Below are 18826 nucleotides of genomic sequence, written 5' to 3'. Positions count from 1 at the left end.
TGAATTCACCTCAATGGATTACTCAATAATCAACTTGCTTTTTTTGCAATTTAAATTGAAGCATCGTGATAATAATGATTGCGATAAACAAAATGAACGATCCAGCAGCGGCATAGCCAAAATTACTGAGTTGGAAACCATTTCGATAAATAAATAATGCTACTGAGGTCGTGCTATCAAGCGGCCCACCATTCGTCATAACAAATGGTTCTTCAAAGAATTGCAACCATCCTATCATGGTTGTAATCGATACAAAGAAGATCGCATAACGCAATAACGGAATTGTAATTTTTGTTAACTGTTTCCAGCCGTTTGCACCATCAAGCTGTGCCGCTTCATAATACGTCCTTGGGATTCCCTGCAAGGCAGCTAAGAAGATAATCATGTTTACGCCGATTGCTCGCCAAAGTGCCAGAGCAATTAAAGAAACCTTTGCCATAATCGGATCTTGCAGCCAAGGTACAGCAGGAAGATGAAGTAGTTTTAAAACATAATTAAATAATCCTAATTGCGGGTTGTATAAATAACTCCAAACAACGGCAACCGCAACAACGTTTGTAATAGAGGGCATATAGAATACTACTCTAAACATTTGAAAAATTCGTGCCTTCCCAAAGTTAATAAGAAGAGCGATTCCTAATGAAAAAATAATGACGAAAGGAACACCGAAGACAACATAAAAAAGAGTATTCAGGATGGACTTAACAAAAATCGGATCACTTAAAACATCTTTATAATTTTTTAAACCAACAAAATCAACTGTTGACAAGTCACCCAAACCTGCTAGATCAATATCAGTAAAACTGATGATAAGAGCAACAAAAATAGGCAGGATAGAAAACACGGTCAATAATAATATCGTTGGTGCTATGAAGAAATAGGGTGTTTTACTCTTTGTATAACTTTTCATGGGAAGTACCTTCCTTCGTATACCAGAAATATGACAATTATAGCTAACTAGCAAGAAACCCCTGCTAGCCAGCCACAATTTTTAAAAAATTATTCGCTTAAAATTTCCTCAGACTTCTTATTGAAGTTATCCATTTCTTTTTGTACATTTGCACCACCGCGATAAACTTGCTCGAAGCTGCTCAAGTATGTTTGCGCAATTTTTTCCCATTGCTTAATCACTGGCATAGCTTGAGAATTGTTCATTTGGTCACCAAAAACTTTTAATAGTGGATCATTCTTTAAAGTTTCATCTTCCCAAGACTTCTTATTGGCTGGCATTGCATTGGTCATTTTCATCCATTCTAGCTGTGTTTCAGGTTTGCTCATATAAGCTAAAAACTTAAGAGATGCATCTTTATGTTTTGTGTATTGGAATACTGATAAATTGGAACCGCCAAGGGCAGAAATATTATTTTCCTTCGCTGGAAGAACAGCTGTTGCCCATTTGCCTTTTAATTCAGGAGCTTGGTCATTAATCAACTTAACCATCCATGGTCCGCTAATAAACATCGGAATCATTCCATCACCCTTAAAGGCTTGGATAATATCAACACCTAAGTCATCTTTCGGAGCTGAACCATCTTTAAAGAATCCGTTCAAATAGTTAACTGCTTCAACAAATTCTTTTTGATTGAATAATGGTTTATTTCCTTCAAGCAATTTCGATCCGTTTTGGCGTGCAAACATGAAAGCTAAGCTTTGCTCTTTTGTATCAATGCTAATACCGTATTTATTATCGCCCCGGTTTTTTAATTTCTTTGCAGCATCACGGAGTTCATCCCATGTTTTTGGTGCGGCATCATATCCAACTTCTTTTAATAAATCAGTACGGTAGTATAGGACACGAGTGTCAACATACCAAGGTACGCCAACTACTTTATTATCATACTTTGTTGTTTCAACAGATCCATCGAAGAAGTTATCTGCAGCCAGTTCAGGATATTTTTCTCCTTCAGCTGATAAATCCATAAGAGCTTTTGCTGAAGCAAATTCCGGAATCCAGGTTGTGCCCATTTGAACAACGTCAGGGCCTTTTTTAGATGCAACTGCAGTCAACAGTTTATCATGAGCTTTATCCCAAGGAATAGCTTGTACTTTTACATCAATCTTAGGATTCTCTTTTTCAAATTGATCGGCTATTTTAGGAAGGCTCTTTGCTTCCTCTCCCATACCCCAAACAGTGATGGTTGTTTTTTCTCCTGCTGTACCACTTGATTTATCATCAGATTTTCCGCAGCCCGCAAGTACTCCGGAAACAACTAGTGAGCTTAACAAAGCTGCAGTTGCCGCTTTTTTAGTCAACATTTTTAATTTCATAATTGTATCCCTCCAGCTAGTATCATTTAATTTAGTATTTTGCATTCTCTCATGGATATACTAGATTTGTTATCCATTCAGGTTTAATAATGATTACAAAGAATAATAGTAACTATTATTAACTAACCTCCGCAGGATACCCCCTTTAGTGAAACGTTTCGAAAATAGGATAAAAAAATATCAAAAAATACTAGAGAAACGTTTCGATTAAAAAGAAAAAAATTACACTTTTGAAAGTGCACGTTTAGGAGAAACGTTTCGATAGGGCAATTATATGATAAGCTGAAATCGTTTTCAACTATTTTTTCATATTTTAATTTTTTTTTAGATTCAAACCAACAAAAAAAACGTTAATAAACGCTCTTTTTCAAAGAATAAATTTTATATTTATCGAAACGTTTCAATTAATTCGTTGACTATGATTAGGAAAGCGCTTATAATCCAGTTAGAAAACAATTGAAACGTTTCGATTTTAATGATTCGATTGAAGCGTACCATATAAAAATCCGAATTAATGGAGGATTTGAGATGAATGAAAAACGCATACAGTCATTACTTAAACAAATGACATTAGATGAAAAAATTGCTCAATTAATTCAGTTAGCTGGTCCCTTTTATGAAGGATCAAAAGATAGCGGGCAAATTACTGGTCCTATGGCAGATATGGGAATAACCGATGATATGATTCAAAATAGTGGTTCTGTTCTTGGAGTTTCAGGAGCAAAGGAAGCGATTGGTGTTCAAAGTTCTTATTTAAAGAATAACCGCCTCGGAATTCCGTTATTATTTATGGCTGATATAGTTCATGGATATAAAACAATATTTCCAGTCCCATTAGCTATTGGATGTTCATGGGATACAGAATTAGCTGAAAAGAGTGCTGCCATTGCGGCAAAAGAAGCATCTGCTGCAGGCGTTCATGTAACCTTTGCACCGATGGTTGACTTAGTCCGTGACCCACGGTGGGGAAGGGTAATGGAGTCTACTGGAGAGGACCCTTATTTAAATAGTGAATTTGCACGGGCGTTTGTCCGTGGATTTCAAGGGAACGACTTAACGAACGATCAATCTCGTGTCGCAGCATGTGTGAAGCATTTTGCCGCTTATGGCGCACCAGAGGGTGGACGCGATTACAATACGGTAAATATGTCGGAACGGCAAATGCGTGAATCCTATTTACCAGCCTATAAAGCAGCACTTGACGAAGGCTGTGAGATGGTCATGACGGCATTTAATACAGTTGATGGCATTCCAGCGAGCGGAAACAAATGGCTTATGCGTGATTTGCTCCGTGATGAATGGAATTTTGATGGAGTCCTTATCTCGGATTGGGGCGCAGTAAAAGAAATGATTCCTCATGGTGTTGCTGAGGATGAAGCGGAAGCAGCATACAAAGCAATTCAAGCAGGTGTCGATATTGAAATGATGACTGCCTGTTACGTTCATAACTTGAAGGATCTAGTTGAAAAGAAACAAGTGGATGAAGCCCTAATAGATGAAGCTGTTATCCGTATCCTTAAATTAAAGGACAAGTTAGGTCTATTTGAGAACCCTTATCGTGGTACCGACGAACGACTGGAACAGGAAATCGTCATGTCTGACGCACATCGCCAACTAGCACGTGAACTGGCAGCGAAATCAACTGTTCTATTGAAAAATGAAGGTGTGCTGCCGCTTAATAAAGAGCAAAAGATTGCCTTAATTGGACCATTTGGAAAAAGCGGTGACATTTTAGGTCCTTGGTCTTGGGCGGGCTCTAAAGAAGAGGCTGTCCAATTATACGATGGTCTTATCAGGAAAACACAATCCTCTCATTTATATTTTGCCGAGGGCTGCGGTATTGAGACCATCACGGAGGATCAAATAAACGATGCGGTCGAAACGGCTCAAAAGGCAGATATCCTTCTACTTGCCCTTGGGGAACATTCGGATATGAGCGGAGAAGCCGGCTGCCGAGCGGATATACGCCTGCCGGAAAGTCAGCTTCGCTTAATTTCAGAGCTTAAAAAACTTCAAAAGCCGATGGTCGCCGTCTTATTTAACGGTCGTCCACTTGATTTACATGGGGTAATTGATCAAGCAGAGGCTGTTTTAGAGGCATGGTATCCAGGTACGGAAGGCGGAGCAGCCATAGCCGATATTCTTTTCGGTGATGTGAACCCATCTGGAAAGTTAACGATGTCGTTTCCTTATTCTGTGGGCCAGGTTCCAGTCTATTATAACCATTTCAATACAGGCCGCCCGCAAAATGCACCTGATGCTCAAGAACGGTATGTTTCACAATATTTGGATACACCAAATGAGCCATTACTTCCATTTGGATTTGGCTTGAGCTATACAACCTTTTCTTATAGTGATGTCGATGTATCTGATGAGATTCTAACGGAAGAAAAACCTTTGACGGTATCTGTAGAGGTGGCTAACACGGGTGAAATTCCAGGGGAAGAAATTGTTCAGTTATATGTACGTGATGTAGCTGGTGAAGTGGTTCGTCCGTTGAAAGAATTAAAGGGCTTCCAAAAAATTACCCTTGAGCCTGGGGAGTCAAAAAAATTGACTTTTACCATTACAGAAAAACAGCTGCGCTATCATCATTCAGATTTACAGTTTACTAGTGATAACGGTAGTTTTGTGGTCTATATTGGTCCAGATAGTCAAAATGGAATCGAAATACCTTTTAAATTAGTAAGGCTCTTTTCGTAAACTTTGTTGCTTTTGGAACCTAATAAGGTTCATTTACTAAGTTTATAGGCAATTTTCGCAAAAGTGCTTACGAAAAGATGCCACGACTCTTCTAGTTATACGGGTTAATAAACTTATACGAAAAACAACAATTTATGCGAAAATTGCCATTAGTAAAGAAGTAAGTGAGGAGATAACGATGACAACAACAGATTCTAAATTTTATATAAAATCGGGAGACTTCACCTTTTCATTTTTAAATAGCGGCGATATTTATGAAGCAAGCTATAAATCTTTTATGCTCAATCAATGGCTTTCCAATCCGATTGATGGGGCATTAAATAATCTTTATTTACGTTTGCATCAGGGAAATGAGATAAAGGTAATCCCTTTGCTTGGAATCAACTCAGAAAGCCGGGTAAGTTTTTTAGAATCAAAAGTAGTTTGGGAAGGAACACATAGTGGTGTTGATTATAAGGTAGTCTTTTCACTGAATGAAAAAGGTATTTGGTTCTGGGATGTAACTGTAACCGGGAGTGGCACCGAAGTCGACATCATATATGGACAGGATTTAGGTTTAGCTGAAAAAGGGGCTATTCGCACAAACGAAGCGTTCACCGCTCAGTATATTGACCATCAAGTGTTTGAGCACCCTCGAAAAGGGTATATTGTGTGCTCCCGGCAAAACCAGCCGCAGCGAGGGCTGTTTCCCTACTTGCAGCAGGGTTCATTAACCAAGGCGATTGGCTATTCAACGGATGGCTATCAATTTTTCGGATTATCCTACAAAGAAACGAATGAACCAGAGGCTTTGTTTTACGAAAAGCTCCAAAATGAAGTATATCAATTTGAATTCGCCTATACCGCGCTGCAATCAGAGCGGGTGAAATTATCAGGTGAAGCGCATTTTGTCTTTTATGGTATTTTTCAAGAAAGTCATCCCGCTGCCGTTACAGCTCTAGAATTCGAAACGGAAGTAGCTGAAGCATGGGAGCAATTGCAGAAGCAAGAAATTCAAACATCTACATCTAAATTTGTAGAAAAAGTTTCTTTATCTTCTTCTTTTGGAAAACCAATGCAAACCGTTTCGATGTCAAAGAATGAAATTGATCAATGGTTCCCAAACCGACATCAAGAAGAATGGGATGGCGATACCCTGCTTTCTTTCTTTACGGATACCCATGAGCACGTTGTTTTAAAAGAAAAAGAGCTGCGAGTAGAACGGTCACATGGTCATATTGTCATGACAGGTAATAATGTCAAAAGGAAGGAAAATGTTTTAACTTCTACTTCCTATATGTATGGTATTTTCAACTCTCAGCTTGTAGTCGGGAATACATCCAATAATAAAATGATGACGAATGCCCGTAACGGATTAAATGTTATGAAAACCTCTGGTCAGAGGATATTTGTAGAAATCGATGGGGTATTTCACCTGCTGACGATGCCGTCTTTATTTGAAATTGGATTTAACTATGCCCGCTGGTTCTATAAAACAGCAGAAGACATGCTGATTGTGACTAACTTTACGATGGTAGATACTCCGGAGCTTCAATTACAGGTCCGTTCAATCAGTGGAAAATCGTACCGGTATATGGTGACGAACCAAGTATCCATGAATAATAATGAGTACGATTCCCCATATCAATTAGAGACAAGCGGGGACATCATCCAAATTCGTGCCAATACTCAATCAGACAGCTCAGAAATTTATCCTGAACTGCAATATCGGATAAAAATCGCAGGTGCTGATGTTCACCTCAAAGATGAACGTGAATTTTCACAACTGATTCAGCCTGGTGCAGCTTCCTTGGTTCTTTTTGATATTAGCAAGACAGCAGAATGGACTATGACCATTCAAGGACTGCTCCACGGAGAAGAAATACCATTTATCAATCATGATGCAATAACAGAAATTGAAAAATATCGTTCGTTCTACCAATCTGTTATGAACGGATTCCAGTTAAAGCAAAACGGTAAAACCCAAGAGCATCTTGAAAAAGTTAATGATCTTGCCTGGTGGTATACGCATAACATGCTAGTCCATTATTCAGTTCCACATGGTCTCGAACAATACGGCGGGGCTGCCTGGGGAACACGGGATGTTTGCCAAGGACCAACGGAGTATTTCCTGGCGACGCAAAAATATGACATTGTTAAAGACATTTTATTAACGGTGTTCTCGCATCAATATGAAGATGACGGCAACTGGCCGCAATGGTTCATGTTTGACCAATATTATAGGATCCAGCAAGAAGAAAGCCATGGTGACATTATTGTCTGGCCACTAAAAGTGTTAAGTGATTATTTAGCAATCACAAAAGATTTCACAATTCTCGAAGAAAAGGTTCCTTTTACGAAGAAAGGAAGCTTCGAATTTACTGAAGAAACCTATTCTATTTTTGACCATGCAAAAAAAGAAATTGAATATATTAGACAGCATTTTCTCCATGATACATTTTTATCATCGTACGGTGATGGCGACTGGGACGATACCCTTCAGCCGGCCAATGCCAATTTAAAGCAATACATGGTAAGCAGCTGGACAGTGGCGCTAACCTATCAAGTATTCAATCAGCTTTCAAAGCAATTAGAGGAATTGGATGAAAAAGAGGCAGGGATGCTTCGCGAGTTGGCAGCCGGCATCGAAAAGGACTTTAATCGCTATATGCTGCAAACGGATGTTATTCCAGGTTTTGTTTACATGGAAAAGCCTGGTGAAGCAGAACTGATGCTTCATCCGAGCGATGAAAAAACTGGGATCAACTATCGCCTGCTGCCAATGACTCGGAGTATGATTGCCGAACTTTTATCTGCAGAGGATGCGGAGTCCCATTACCAAATAATTAAAGAAAAATTATTTCATCCAGACGGGGTACGATTAATGGACCGCCCTGCTAATTACGCTGGAGGGGTCAGCACTCATTTTAAACGTGCAGAACAGGCTTCCAATTTTGGCAGAGAAGTAGGTCTTCAATATGTTCACGCCCATATCCGCTTTGTTGAAGCAATGGCAAAGCTGGGGAAAAGTGATGAAGCTTGGAAAGGGCTGGAGGTAATTAATCCGATTGGCATTCAACAAGTAGTTCCAAACGCTGAATTAAGGCAAAGTAACGCCTACTTCAGCAGTTCGGATGGAAAATTTAATACACGCTATGAAGCACAGGAACGGTTTGATGAACTGCGCCATGGAAAAGTACCGGTTAAAGGCGGCTGGAGAATTTATTCAAGTGGCCCGGGAATTTATATGAATCAATTGATTTCGAACTGTTTAGGAATCCGTATCTCCAGCGGTGATCTAGTCCTGGATCCTGTGCTGCCAAAGGATTTGGACGGTCTGGAATTTGAATTTATGATTTTGGAAAAGCACGTTAAGTTTGTTTACCGCTTGAATGAACAACAAGAAAAACGTGTCCTTGTTAATGGTCATGAGGTTTCTGCAGAGGCTTTAAAAAATCGCTATCGTCAAGGCGGGTTTATTATTAATCAAAGCGTGCTTGAACAATGCTTGGTAAGTACTGAAAATGTCATTGAAATCTTTATTTAAATAAATGGCAGCGGTCAAGCTTTGGCCGCTGCCTTTTTCATTAATAGGAGGATTAACATGGAACGTGAATGGTGGCATGATATTGTTATTTATCAAATTTACCCGCGCAGCTTTCAGGACTCAAACGGAGACGGAATTGGTGACCTCAAGGGAATCATTTCACGACTTGATTATATTCAAGATTTAGGTGTGGAAATGATTTGGCTGTGCCCGGTCTATGCATCACCAAATGACGATAATGGATATGATATTAGTGACTATTATTCCATTAATCCTGAATATGGCTCAATGAGTGACATGGAGCAATTAATTGCTGCAGCAAGAAAACGCGGTATTGGAATTATGATGGATATTGTAGCAAACCATACTTCCGACGAACATCCTTGGTTTATTGAGGCGAGCAAGGATAAGGATAATCCATACAGGCAGTATTATGTATGGAAGGATGGGTTTAACGAGCAGGAACCAAGTGAACTTCAATCCTTTTTTGGAGGAAGTGCATGGGAATATAGCAATCAAACAAAACAATATTACTTGCATATGTTTAGTAAAAAGCAACCTGATTTAAACTGGCATTACCCGAAGGTTCGACAGGCTATCTACGACGTAATGAAATTTTGGATTGAAAAAGGTATTAAAGGATTCCGTTTTGACGTAATTGATTTAATAGGGAAAGATATTGATAACAATATTATCGGAAACGGACCGCTGCTACATCCATACCTGAAAGAAATGAACGAGGAAGTACTTCAGGGATCAGGAGTTGTCACGGTGGGCGAAACAGGAAGTGCTGATTTAATGCAAGCCCTTTTATATACAGCGCCTGATCAACATGAATTAAATATGATTTTCTCATTTGAACATATTGCCCTTGATGAACAGCCTGGAAAACAAAAGTGGGATCTTAAACCGTTAAATATGGAAGATCTGAAACGAGTCTTCACAAACTGGCAGGTCGGGTTAGGGAATCAAGGCTGGAATAGCTTATTTTGGAATAATCATGACCAGCCCCGGATTGTATCAAGATGGGGAAATGATTCAACATACCGCTATGAAAGTGCTACAATGCTTGCGACTCTTCTTCACCTTATGCGAGGCACCCCTTATATATATCAAGGAGAAGAAATTGGCATGACCAATGTCAGTTTCCCGGAAATTTCAGCTTATCATGACATTGAAACGCATCAAATGTATAGGGAACGTATCGAAAAGGGATATTCTCATGATGACGTGATGACATCCATTTATGTAAAAGGCCGAGATAATGCCCGAACACCAATGCAATGGGATGGAACGTCTCATGCCGGTTTTACAAAAGGGGAACCATGGATTTCGCTTAATCCTAACTATTTAAACATTAACTCCGAGAAGGATATTCAAACCGAACGGTCTATCTTTCGCTATTACCAGCAATTAATTCGGCTGCGAAAAGAAACTAGCATCGTTGTTTATGGTGATTATCAATTGTTAGCTACTGAGCCAGAAGTGTTTGCCTATAAAAGGAATTACAATAATGAATGCTGGATGATTATTTGTAACTTTTCAGAAAAAATCGTTCAATGTGGTTGGTTAGATGACTTAACTATAGAGGAAATAGTGATTCATAATTATAGGGAGCCATTTATTCCCGGGAAACTTAAACCTTATGAAGCAATAGTTTGGAAAATGAAAAGATAGTATTAAAGTTCACGAATAGAACAAGGTATAATAAAAGTAGTATTCTACCGAAAAGATAGGAGAGAGCTTCGTGGTAAGTATTAAAGATATTGCTAAAAAGGCAGGTGTTTCCATTTCTACCGTTTCATATGCCTTAAATGGCAGTCCAAAGGTGACAGAAGAAACTTCTGCTAAAATTCACGCCATAGCGAAAGAATTAAATTATATCCCCAATGCTGCAGCACGGTCATTGAAGAAGCAGGAGACCAAAATCATTGGTGTATTTTTAACCAACTATAGTGGTGCGTTTTATGGGCAGCTTTTACAGGGAATGCAGGAATCTCTTAGTATTCAAGGATATGAGTTAATAGTTTGCAGCGGGAAACAGTCGCATCGCTTTCTTCCTGAGCGAATGATTGATGGTGCAATTATTTTAGATGTAACTTTTTCAAGCGAAGAGTTATTAATGTATGCCAATCGCGGTCATAAATTGGTTGTTATGGACAGAGAAATAGAACACGCTAATATTAACCAAGTACTCCTCCATAACAAGTCAGGGGCAACGTTAGCGATAGATTCGATAATTGAAAAAGGGCATAAAAAAATATATGTTGTCACAGGTCCGAGTTGTTCCTATGATTCTAACCAGCGCCTGCAGGCTGCAAGACAAGCTGTTGAACGGTATAGTGGAATTGAATATAAAGAAATTGAAGGCGATTTCAATAAATCTTCAGGAGAACGTGCGGCCAAGCAAATCGTTCAAGAATATACGCAGCCAGTGGCTGTCTTTTGTTTAAACGATGAAATGGCAATTGGCATGTACAATTATATTTCTAAGACAGATTTTCGGGTCGGAGAGCATATCCATATCATCGGTTTTGATAATATTGAATTAACACATTATACCCATCCACGTCTTGCTACGATTGATTATTCCGAAAGAAAATGGGGCTCGTTGGCTGCTGAGCAATTGTTAAAATTAATCGGCAATGAAACCGTGGAAAATGAACGGATATATGTGACGTTAATTGAAGGAGAATCCGTTAAACATATAAATTAACAATTTTGGTGAATGCTAAACATCAATGGGGAAATGCGGTATTAATGAATATGATTAATATTAATGTAGATTTAGTTCAAAATTTAATAAAAGAGCAATTTCCAGAATGGTCCAATTTAGAAATAAAACCAGTTAAAAATGGCGGACACGACAACAGAACTTTTCATTTAGGTGAAAATATGAGTGTAAGGCTGCCAAGTGCTGAATGGTATGTTCCCCAGGTTGAGAAAGAGCAAAAATGGCTGCCTTTTATTTCTAAGCATCTTTCCTTGCCAATTTCTAAACCACTTGCTAAAGGTAAACCCAATAAGGATTATCCATACCCTTGGTCTATTTACAAATGGGTGGATGGCGAGACTTTGACCCGCGAAAATATAGCCGATTTGAATCAATTTGCTAAAGATTTAGGGGGATTTTTAGTAGAGTTACAGTCTATAGACGCGAGTGAAGGGCCTTTTGCGGGTATTCATAATTTTTATAGGGGTGGGGATTTAGCTGTTTACGATGAACAGTCTAAAAATGCGATCGAAAATAATAAAGATATTTTCAATGAACATCTGTTGAAAGAAATATGGGAGTTGTCATTAGATTCTAATTGGGATAAAGAACCAGTATGGCTTCATGGGGATGTAGCACCAGGAAATATCCTGGTGAAAGATGGGAAACTATGTGCCATTATTGATTTCGGTGTTTTAGGTATTGGTGATCCTTCTTGTGATGCAGCAATGGCATGGACATTTTTTGATGACAATAGTAGAAAAATCTTCAAGACAGCATTGAAAATGGATGAAGAAACATGGAACAGAGCAAGAGGTTGGGCGTTATGGAAAGCTTTAATTACTTATGATGGTAATAAAGATTCTAACAAAACAATAGCTGATGAGTCATTTAGATTTATTAAAATAATAATAGATGAGTATGAAATCCAAAGATGAGAAAATAGTTTTTCCGACACCCAAGGAAGGTTCATTAAGGACCTTCTATTTTGATTTTTAAAAAAATATACAAACATGAATCCTTGCATTTTAGAAAATATTAAGAACAACCAATTAGTTTAATAAAGAAAAGAGGATTCGATGGGAGAAATTTTTCAGTTATTAAAGCGCGGAAATAAATCGGCGATGCTCGCTGCGATTATTAATACGATCATTTCGATCATAAAGGGTGTAGCCTACATGTACACAGGCAATGTCGCGATGTTCGCTGAAACGATGCACAGCCTTGGTGATGCTGCTAACCAATTCTTTGTATTTGTGGGTTCGGCCTTAAGTAAAAAGGCCCCTACTGAAAAATATCCTAATGGATTTGGCCGTTTGGTGAACCTCGTTCTCCTAGGTGCCGTGTTAATCGTTGGTATTATGGCGTTTGAAACGATAGTCGAAGGTTATCACCATGTTGTCCATCCAACGGAATCCGGCGGTTTCATCATTAATTTACTCGTACTTGCGGTCGCTACCCTGCTTGAAACCTTTGTCCTGTTTAAAGCGATGAAAGAAATATTGCATGAAATTGAGGTAGAAGCAACCGGAGCGAGCGTATTTGTTAAAAGTTTTGCCAATTTGGGCCGTGCGAAGCCAGCAACAAAGCTTGTTTTTATGGAAGACCTAGTTGCTACATTGGGCGGTTTGTTAGCCATTATCGCAGTGCTAATTGCTCATTTCACGACCTTCCATCGCGCTGAAGGTTTAGCCTCGATGATTATTGGAGTGATGATGTTCTTCGTTGTTGGCAAAGTCTTTTTAGATAATGCGGCAGGTGTAATTGGCCAGGCTGATGAAGAAATGGAGAACAAAATTGGGGAACTAGTCATGGCAGATCCCGATGTGAAGGATATTCAAGGGCTTACCGTCATTAAAGAAGGGGAAGATTTGCATGTTGAATTGGAAATCGAGGTTGACCCTAAATTAACGGTGGCAGCCGCTGATGATATAAAAGATCGCTTAGAAGAAAAAATCATGGCGGAAAAAGGCGTTGTCGATGTAACAATAGAGATTGATGAAGAAGATGGAATTATGAGTTGGAAAAATCGCAGCGAACCGACAACCGAATAAGAATTAAGTTCATTTTTTGAATTTCAATAAATCCAATCAGGTATAGGGAATCTATTCAGAAACTGTAAAAAGGTTCGCCATCGCGGCGAACCTTTTGTTATTCCCACGGTTTACTGGTTGTAAAGTAACTAGCGAGCTCCTTGCTGTTTTTGCGATGCTTTTTCCGCTCTTCGGCCCGTTCTTTTCCCGTTTCAAAAAGCTTTTTTTCCTCTTGGGTTTCAGGAATAATACCTGGGACCGCTGATGGTTTCCCATCGTCATCTAGAGCCACAAATGTTAAAAAGGCAGTGGCAGCAATTTTTCTATCTCCAGTTAATAAGTTTTCAGCTGTAATTTTTACAAAAACCTCCATTGATGAGGTGCCGGTCCACGTAACAAAGGATTCAAAACAAACGGAGTCCTGCGGGGTGATTGGGCTTAAAAAATCTACGGAGTCCGTTGAAGCAGTGACACATTCCTTCCGTGAATGCCTGGTAGCCGTAATGGATGCCAGCATATCGACATCACTCATCAGCTTCCCGCCAAATAAGGTATTATGGTTATTAACATCATTCGGGAATATCCTGCTCGTTCTTACCACTCTCGATTCATTGCACGTCTTTGCTTCCATCTAAATCCCTCCCATACATTCCTAAAATTACTTTACCCATAAACCGATAAAATTTTCCACTTATATTGCTTTAGATTTTAGTGAAAAAGGTGCAATTGTGGTACATTACATATATCAAAGGTTAGCTAAGGGGGACCCGAGGATGAGTATCCAATCACAAATCATGAAGGAACTAAATGTTACTTCACTCATTCAACCAAAGGAAGAAATTCGAAAGCGAATCGATTTCTTAAAAAACTATTTGCGAAAAACAAAAGCGAAGGGATATGTGCTGGGAATTAGCGGCGGACAGGATTCCACCCTTGCAGGACGTCTGGCACAGCTAGCAGTGGAAGAACTGAGGAACGAAGGAACCGAGGCTTTCTTCATTGCCATTCGCCTTCCATATGGAGTTCAGCAGGATGAGGAAGATGCAAGACGTTCCTTAGACTTTATTGAAGCGGACCACGAGACGGTATTTAATATCAAATCCTCTGTGGATGAAGTACAGAACGAATATAATACCAATTATGAAGGGGAAGCTTTAAGTGATTATCAAAAAGGAAATATTAAGGCGCGCATGAGGATGATTGCACAGTATGCCATTGGCGGAATGGAAGGGATGCTAGTCATCGGGACAGACCATGCAGCCGAAGCCGTTACGGGATTCTTTACAAAGTATGGCGATGGCGGGACTGATATTCTTCCGCTGACGGGATTAACAAAACGGCAGGGTAAGGCTCTGCTTAAAGAGCTTGGGGCTGATGAACGGTTGTATTTAAAGGTTCCAACAGCGGACCTCCTTGACTATAAACCCGGACAGGCAGATGAAACAGAACTTGGTATTTCATACGATGAGCTGGATGATTACCTTGAAGGAAAGCCGGTATCCCCAGAAGTGGCGGACAAAGTCGAAAAGCGTTACCTGATGACAGAACATAAGCGGAGACCGCCAGTTAGTATGTTTGATGATTGGTGGAAATAAAGCATAAAGAGAGATTGCCAAGTCGGCAGTCTCTTTTTTTAGGCAGTATAAAAGGAATTTTTAAATTTTGAAGTATGTTGATTGGAGTGGAAGGCGCGAGACTCCTACGGGAGCACGGGGCAGGGGAGACCCTGCAGGCGCTAATGCGCCGAGGAGGCTCCCCGAGCCGCCCGCGAACCGCTCGCGCCTGGAGTGCAAATCAACACCCATGTTTCAAATATCATTTTTTGAAAATTATTTTAGTTCTCTAATGCTTTATCACAATAAAATTTTCCATTGACATAGAATGTAGACGGGCTTATTCTAGTAACATAATAAATCGAAAAATTATTTTACTAAAATAAAAGTAGTCAACATCGAGAGGAGTTCACACCATGGGTAAATCAAATAAACTTGGTTTTTGGGTTTTGACGGCGCTTGTCGTTGGAAATATGGTTGGTTCGGGAATTTTTATGCTGCCAAGATCTTTATCAGAGGCAGCAAGTCCTGCTGGTGTTATTTCAGCATGGTTATTAACAGGTTTTGGGGTTCTAATGACAGCCCTCGTTTTTGGAAATCTGGCGGTTCGCAAGCCGAACCTAAACGGCGGCCCGCAAATATATGCAAAAGAGCTTTTTAAGCCAGGTTCTAATGCATCAACCCTTTCCGGCTTTATGTCTTCATGGGGCTATTGGATTGGGAACCTTGCAGGAAACGTAGCCATCATCACAACGTTTGCCGGCTATTTATCAACGTTTTTCCCGATTCTTACAAGCGGAGCAAAATGGTTTTCCATCGGCAGTTTCACCTTGAAAGTAGGTAATGGATTAACTTTTATCGTTTGTACCATCCTGTTATGGGGAACACACTTCATTATTTTACGCGGCATGGAAAGCGCGGGGAAATTAAACTTCGCAGCAACTGCTGCAAAAGTCGCCGGCTTTTTCGTCTTTATCATTGTTGGTCTGTTTGCCTTCGAAAAAAGCAATATGCTGCCAATGATGGCAACAAGAATGGATGAAGCTGGACATGCCCTAGGGTTACTATCGCAGGTAAACAACGCAGCAGTAAACACATTATGGGCATTCATCGGAGTAGAATCGGCAGTTGTTTTTGCCTCACGTGCGAAAAAGCAAACGGATGTCAAGCGTGCTACAATCTTAGGCTTATTCATTGCCTTAGCCATTTATATGGGAATCAGTACACTGGTAATGGGTATGTTAGATCAAAACACCCTAATCCACTCTGACAAACCATTGATTGATGCGATTCAAACAATCTTAGGACCAATTGGCGGCAAAGTGTTAGCGGGAATTGGCTTAATCAGCCTATTTGGTTCAACCATCGGCTGGGTAATGCTGAGTGCAGAAGTGCCATACCAAGCGGCAAAGCAAGGATTATTTCTTCCTGCTTTCTTAAAAGAAAATAGAAAGGGCTTGCCATTATTTTCGCTTCTGATTACCAATGGGTTAGGACAGCTATTTATTTTCTCAACGATTTCAAAATCGATCTCTGGTGCTTTTGACTTTGTCATTGTCATTGCAACATTATCCTATTTAGTACCATACTTCATCTCATCTGTTTATCAGCTGAAGCTGGTTATTACAGGCGAAACATACGAAGGAAACAAAGCAAGAGTGACCGATGGAATGATCGCCTTTCTTTCAACAGTTTACTCAATTTGGGTTATTATTGCTGGTACTGCCGACCTTAAAACCTTTACGTTTGGAATGCTCTTGTTAGCAAGCGGAATCTTGTTTTATGGACCACTTATGAAAAAGAAACGAGCTGTTAAAAAGGTTGTATCAAAAGCGGCATAGTACCTGATAGCCTACCAGAGAATCTCTGGTAGGTATTTTTACATGTTTTTTCTTCCCCAGGGTAAAATAAATTCGACAATTATCACATTTTTTTCTTTGACAGAAATTTAGGCATGTATTATTATTAATAAATCCTAGCAAAACAATCAGAATTAGGGGGTTTTATTTCATGAAGAAAAAATTATCTGTCCTTTTTGCACTCTTACTTAGCTTTATGTTTATTTTGTCAGCTTGCGGAACTAATAATGCCGCTGATAAGAACAAGAAAACAGAAACAAAAGAAACTGCTGGCGAAGATTTATTAAAGAAGGTAAAAGATGATGGCAAGATCTTAATCGGTACGGAAGGTACATATGCACCATTCACGTACCATGATGAAAGTGGTAAATTAACTGGCTTTGACGTTGAACTTGCTGAAGAAGTTGCTAAACGTCTTGGCGTAAAGGCTGAATTTAAGGAAACACAATGGGATGGAATGTTTGCTGGTCTTGATGCAAAACGTTTTGATATGATTGCCAACCAGGTTGGAATTCGCCCAGACCGTCAGGAAAAGTATGATTTCTCCAATGGGTATATCACTTCAAAAGCTGTCTTAATTACATCGAAGGATAACGATAAAGTAAAAGCATTCGAGGATATTAAAGGATTAAAAGCCGCTCAATCGCTTACAAGCAATTACGGTGATATGGCGAAAAAGAATGGCGCTACCCTTGTCGGAGTTGAGGGCTTCCAACAGTCTGTCGAGCTTTTAGGGCAAAAGCGTGTCGATGTTACAATCAATGATAATATTGCCTATTTAGACTATATGAAGCATAAACCAGATGCACCAATAAAGGTTGTCGCAACTGCAGAAGACGCATCACAAAGTGGCTTTATGTTTAGAAAAAATAGCAATACTCTAGTGGAAGCAGTGAACAAAGCGTTAAAAGACATGATTGATGACGGTACCTACAAAAAAATCTCTGAGAAATGGTTTGGTGAAGATGTACTTAAATAGTATTTTTGCTGATCCTGAAAGAACTGCTAAATTAATTGAGATTGCAAAAAACTCCCTCCAGCCGTTGCTGGAGGGTGCTATTATGAATACCATTCCTTTAACGATTATCTCGTTTATCGTCGGTATCATTTTAGCCATTTTAACAGCATTGGCCCGAATATCTTCTGTTAAAATTTTTCAAATCATTGCAAGAGTGTATGTTTCCGCTATCCGAGGAACACCTTTATTGGTCCAATTATTTATTATTTTTTATGGGCTTCCGAATATCGGAATTATTCTTGATCCGTTTATTTCTGCCGTAATTGGTTTTTCCTTAAGTGTGGGTGCATATGCATCGGAAATTATTCGAGCTGCAATTCTTTCCATTCCGAAGGGACAATGGGAAGCCGGCTACTCAATTGGGATGACCTATACACAGGCTTTAAAAAGAATCATCTTGCCGCAAGCGTCAAAGGTATCCATTCCGCCATTATCAAATTCGTTTATAAGTCTTGTTAAAGATACCTCGCTCGCGTCGATTGTACTTGTAACAGAGATGTTTCGGCGTGCCCAGGAAATTACGGCAGCCAACTATGAATTCTTATTGGTCTATTCCGAAGCCGCACTCATCTATTGGGTCATTTGCTTTTTTCTTTCCATTATTCAAGGATTTTTGGAAAAAAGAATGGACCGTTATGTGTCTTAATGAGGGAGTTTTATCATGATTTCAATTAATGGTTTATACAAGCAATTCGGGCAATTGGAAGTCTTAAAGGGAATTGATCTCAATGTTGAAAAAGGAAAAGTGGTCGTAGTCATTGGACCTTCCGGATCTGGTAAGACAACCATGCTTCGCTGCCTCAATGTGTTGGAAACACCTACAAAGGGTGTCATTTCCATTGAAGGCCAGCAACTTGATTTTTCAAAGGCCGTTTCGAAAAAAAATATTGCCTCGTTCCGCCGCTTGACTGGAATGGTTTTTCAAAATTACAATCTGTTTCCTCATAAAACCGCTCTTGAGAATGTCATGGAAGGACCGGTGATCGTAAAAGGGGAGAGAAAAGAGGCCGCTCGAAAAAAAGCACAGTCTCTGCTCGAAAAAGTCGGTCTTGGTGATAAAATTGACTATTACCCAGCGCAGCTTTCCGGCGGACAGCAGCAGCGTGTCGGCATTGCCAGGGCATTAGCAATGGAACCAAAGGTCATGCTATTT

The 18826-nt window shown here is 39.6% G+C and carries 14 protein-coding genes; 11 read left to right on the top strand and 3 right to left on the bottom strand.

Translation table 11 applies throughout. The features are described from left to right. Positions 1 to 22 precede the first annotated feature (22 nt). Positions 23 to 910, bottom strand: coding sequence for a carbohydrate ABC transporter permease (locus tag AC59HZ_RS22005; RefSeq protein WP_496547901.1), 888 nt, complete (start codon positions 908 to 910; stop codon positions 23 to 25). Positions 911 to 999: 89 nt separating this feature from the next. Next, positions 1000 to 2256: a sugar ABC transporter substrate-binding protein gene (locus AC59HZ_RS22000; RefSeq protein ID WP_496548001.1), complete on the bottom strand. Its 1257-nt coding sequence runs from the start codon at positions 2254 to 2256 to the stop codon at positions 1000 to 1002. A 540-nt stretch (positions 2257 to 2796) separates the two neighbouring features. Here AC59HZ_RS22000 and AC59HZ_RS21995 point away from each other — a divergent pair. The 6 genes from AC59HZ_RS21995 (at position 2797) to AC59HZ_RS21970 (ending at position 13264) form a co-directional block, all read left to right on the top strand. Then, positions 2797 to 4971 carry a glycoside hydrolase family 3 N-terminal domain-containing protein gene (locus tag AC59HZ_RS21995; protein ID WP_496547900.1) on the top strand — a complete coding sequence of 725 codons (2175 nt, stop codon included), beginning with the start codon at positions 2797 to 2799 and terminating at the stop codon, positions 4969 to 4971. 178 nt (positions 4972 to 5149) lie between these two features. Further along, entirely contained in the window at positions 5150 to 8497 is a 3348-nt protein-coding gene (locus AC59HZ_RS21990) for a GH36-type glycosyl hydrolase domain-containing protein (protein WP_496547899.1), read from the top strand. Between the two features lie 57 nt (positions 8498 to 8554). Continuing rightward, positions 8555 to 10174 (top strand): glycoside hydrolase family 13 protein, encoded by a 1620-nt coding sequence (locus AC59HZ_RS21985; protein WP_496547898.1) that lies wholly within the window; start codon positions 8555 to 8557, stop codon positions 10172 to 10174. 70 nt (positions 10175 to 10244) lie between these two features. Then, a complete protein-coding gene (locus AC59HZ_RS21980) occupies positions 10245 to 11213 on the top strand; it encodes a LacI family DNA-binding transcriptional regulator (RefSeq protein ID WP_496547897.1) in 969 nt (322 codons plus the stop codon). 50 nt (positions 11214 to 11263) lie between these two features. Further along, positions 11264 to 12148 carry an aminoglycoside phosphotransferase family protein gene (locus AC59HZ_RS21975; RefSeq protein ID WP_496548000.1) on the top strand — a complete coding sequence of 295 codons (885 nt, stop codon included), beginning with the start codon at positions 11264 to 11266 and terminating at the stop codon, positions 12146 to 12148. Between the two features lie 141 nt (positions 12149 to 12289). Beyond that, positions 12290 to 13264, top strand: a complete 975-nt coding sequence (locus AC59HZ_RS21970) for a cation diffusion facilitator family transporter (protein ID WP_496547896.1) — start codon at positions 12290 to 12292, stop codon at positions 13262 to 13264. Between the two features lie 97 nt (positions 13265 to 13361). Here AC59HZ_RS21970 and AC59HZ_RS21965 read toward each other — a convergent pair whose 3' ends face one another. After that, positions 13362 to 13874 carry an acyl-CoA thioesterase gene (locus AC59HZ_RS21965; RefSeq protein ID WP_496547895.1) on the bottom strand — a complete coding sequence of 171 codons (513 nt, stop codon included), beginning with the start codon at positions 13872 to 13874 and terminating at the stop codon, positions 13362 to 13364. A 142-nt stretch (positions 13875 to 14016) separates the two neighbouring features. Between AC59HZ_RS21965 and nadE the strand changes: the two genes are divergently transcribed. The 5 genes from nadE to AC59HZ_RS21940 form a co-directional block, all read left to right on the top strand. Further along, positions 14017 to 14838, top strand: coding sequence for an NAD(+) synthase (gene nadE, locus AC59HZ_RS21960; protein WP_496547894.1), 822 nt, complete (start codon positions 14017 to 14019; stop codon positions 14836 to 14838). Positions 14839 to 15212: 374 nt separating this feature from the next. Continuing rightward, entirely contained in the window at positions 15213 to 16637 is a 1425-nt protein-coding gene (locus tag AC59HZ_RS21955) for an amino acid permease (protein WP_496547893.1), read from the top strand. Positions 16638 to 16806: 169 nt separating this feature from the next. Continuing rightward, complete coding sequence (locus AC59HZ_RS21950) at positions 16807 to 17634, top strand: amino acid ABC transporter substrate-binding protein (protein WP_496547892.1); 828 nt, start codon at positions 16807 to 16809, stop codon at positions 17632 to 17634. Further along, positions 17621 to 18319 (top strand): amino acid ABC transporter permease, encoded by a 699-nt coding sequence (locus AC59HZ_RS21945; RefSeq protein ID WP_496547999.1) that lies wholly within the window; start codon positions 17621 to 17623, stop codon positions 18317 to 18319. Before AC59HZ_RS21950 ends, AC59HZ_RS21945 begins: the two co-directional genes overlap by 14 nt. 15 nt (positions 18320 to 18334) lie before the next feature. Further along, a partial coding sequence (locus tag AC59HZ_RS21940) for an amino acid ABC transporter ATP-binding protein (protein WP_496547891.1) occupies positions 18335 to 18826 on the top strand: 492 nt, incomplete at its 3' end.

Source organism: Neobacillus sp. DZ-9 (assembly GCF_059587065.1).
This window is presented reverse-complemented; position numbering and strand designations above follow the sequence as displayed.

Coding starts and splice junctions, on each gene's coding strand:
- AC59HZ_RS22005 (WP_496547901.1), bottom strand. CDS start 910: ATGAAAAGTTATACAAAGAGTAAAACACCCTATTTCTTCATAGCACCA.
- AC59HZ_RS22000 (WP_496548001.1), bottom strand. CDS start 2,256: ATGTTGACTAAAAAAGCGGCAACTGCAGCTTTGTTAAGCTCACTAGTT.
- AC59HZ_RS21995 (WP_496547900.1), top strand. CDS start 2,797: ATGAATGAAAAACGCATACAGTCATTACTTAAACAAATGACATTAGAT.
- AC59HZ_RS21990 (WP_496547899.1), top strand. CDS start 5,150: ATGACAACAACAGATTCTAAATTTTATATAAAATCGGGAGACTTCACC.
- AC59HZ_RS21985 (WP_496547898.1), top strand. CDS start 8,555: ATGGAACGTGAATGGTGGCATGATATTGTTATTTATCAAATTTACCCG.
- AC59HZ_RS21975 (WP_496548000.1), top strand. CDS start 11,264: ATGATTAATATTAATGTAGATTTAGTTCAAAATTTAATAAAAGAGCAA.
- AC59HZ_RS21970 (WP_496547896.1), top strand. CDS start 12,290: ATGGGAGAAATTTTTCAGTTATTAAAGCGCGGAAATAAATCGGCGATG.
- AC59HZ_RS21965 (WP_496547895.1), bottom strand. CDS start 13,874: ATGGAAGCAAAGACGTGCAATGAATCGAGAGTGGTAAGAACGAGCAGG.
- nadE (WP_496547894.1), top strand. CDS start 14,017: ATGAGTATCCAATCACAAATCATGAAGGAACTAAATGTTACTTCACTC.
- AC59HZ_RS21955 (WP_496547893.1), top strand. CDS start 15,213: ATGGGTAAATCAAATAAACTTGGTTTTTGGGTTTTGACGGCGCTTGTC.
- AC59HZ_RS21950 (WP_496547892.1), top strand. CDS start 16,807: ATGAAGAAAAAATTATCTGTCCTTTTTGCACTCTTACTTAGCTTTATG.
- AC59HZ_RS21945 (WP_496547999.1), top strand. CDS start 17,621: ATGTACTTAAATAGTATTTTTGCTGATCCTGAAAGAACTGCTAAATTA.